At 71.3% G+C, this 1,712-nt stretch carries 2 protein-coding genes; one reads left to right on the top strand and one right to left on the bottom strand.

The window, feature by feature from the left end:
• Window positions 1–1,010, bottom strand: a 1,010-nt coding sequence (locus tag WAN71_RS27730) for a 3-oxoacyl-[acyl-carrier-protein] synthase III C-terminal domain-containing protein (protein ID WP_422228394.1), incomplete at its 3' end; no start/stop codon positions are given.
• Between the two features lie 59 nt (window positions 1,011–1,069).
• Here WAN71_RS27730 and WAN71_RS27725 point away from each other — a divergent pair.
• Window positions 1,070–1,712 (top strand): enoyl-CoA hydratase/isomerase family protein (locus WAN71_RS27725; RefSeq protein WP_422228393.1); only part of this gene is annotated, 643 nt, incomplete at its 3' end.

Below are 1,712 nucleotides of genomic sequence, written 5' to 3'. Positions count from 1 at the left end.
GGTTCCGGGCGTCGCGGCGGTTCCACCGTCAGCAAGCCCCGCCAGGTCAGGAATCGCCCGTAGCTGATCGGGGCGCCGCCGGCAATCTGAGCGCTCAGCGTGGGCCGGGGCCGGTACGCGGTGATCGCGTCGGTAACCCGCAGAGCGAGCCCCTCTGCGCCGTCGGCCAGCCCCACAATGACGATCACGTCGCCGGGGCGTGCGTTCTCCAGTGCCGAGGCGAGCAGCAGCAGCGGTTGGGCCACACCGACATTGCCGATGACCGAGCCGAGCCGATCGGCGGTGCGCTCCGGGGCCACCCCGGACTGTTTGGCAGCCGCCGCGCATGCTCGCTCATGCAGCCCGGCGACGATGAGCTTCGTGACGTTACCGGTGTCGAGGCCGGCCCGCTCGAGCACGCCCTTGAGCGCCTGGCGCGCCAACGGCACATAGCGGGTCTCGCCGAACCGCTCCTCCCACAGCTGTGAGGTGGGTCGGTTCGGCTGGCGCCACCGGTCGACGAACTCCTCGGTCAGCGATGTGCGGGCGATGACCTCGGCCAGCACCGGTGCGCTGGCGTCGTCGCCCACCAGGACCGCAGCGGCCCCATCACCTGCGGTGGATTCGTCGGTGCTGCCGGGCAGTCCGTAGCGCACGTCGGCGGTGACCACCAGCGTGGGCGTGCTGACCGACAGCGCGGCTGAAAGGGCGCCGAACGCCGAGCGGACACTGCCCAGCGCGTCATAGGCGGCCACCTCGCGGTCGAGTCGCAGCGCGGCGTGCAGCGCGGTGGCGTTCGTTCGGTCCAGATAGGTGGGCGCGGCGGTGGCGAACCAGACCGCAGCCGGTGTCGTCGCACGGTTCCCCAGTGCCCGCCGCGCGGCCTCGACGCCCATCGTGGTGGCGTCCTCGTCGTAGCCAGCCACCGCACGGGTGCCGGACCCGCCGTGTGTGCCTGTGACAGAGGCGATTTGACTTCGGTCGAGGCGCCGATAGGGGACATAGGTGCCCCAGCCCTGGATGCCGTACACAATGTACATTATATATTTACTGATTATCGCCGACTAAGGAGGTCGCCATCACCGAGGGATTGAGGCGCGAGCTCGGCGAGGACGGGGTGCTGGTCCTGACCCTTGACAGGGCCGAGGTCCACAATGCGTTGACTTGGCCCATCCGCGACGCGCTGGCTGAGCAGCTCGAGCAGGCCAGCAGCGACGCGTTCGTGCGGGCCGTCGTCGTCACCGGCGCCGGCGAGAAAGCCTTTTGCACCGGCGCCGACCTGCGGATGCCGCCCCCGACGCCGACCAAACCGCAAGGCGCCCCCGATCGCGTGCACGGCGACGTCGCGCGCCACATCGCCGCGGGGTGGCAGCGGGTGCTCACCGCGGTGCTGGACTGCGAAAAACCGGTCATCGCCGCGGTCAACGGCACCGCCGCCGGCGCGGGCATGCACCTGGCGTTGGCCGCCGACGTGGTGGTGATGGCCGACACCGCGCGCTTGGTGCCGGTGTTCATCCGGCGCGGCATCGTGCCCGACGGCGGCGGCGCCTACCTGCTGACCCGCCTGGTCGGCCCGCACGTGGCCAAGCACCTGTACCTGTTCGGCGACGACGTGTCGGCGGCCGACGCGCAGCGACTCGGCCTGGTGTTGCAGGTCGTGCCGCACGCCGACACGGTCCCCACCGCGCTGGCGCTGGCGCGGCGCCTGGCCGCCGGGCCCACCCGAACATTGG

The organism is Mycobacterium sp., assembly GCF_049280035.1.
Lineage (GTDB): Bacteria > Actinomycetota > Actinomycetes > Mycobacteriales > Mycobacteriaceae > Mycobacterium.
The sequence above is the reverse complement of the archived record's forward strand: the minus strand, read 5'-3'. Positions and strand labels throughout refer to the sequence as shown.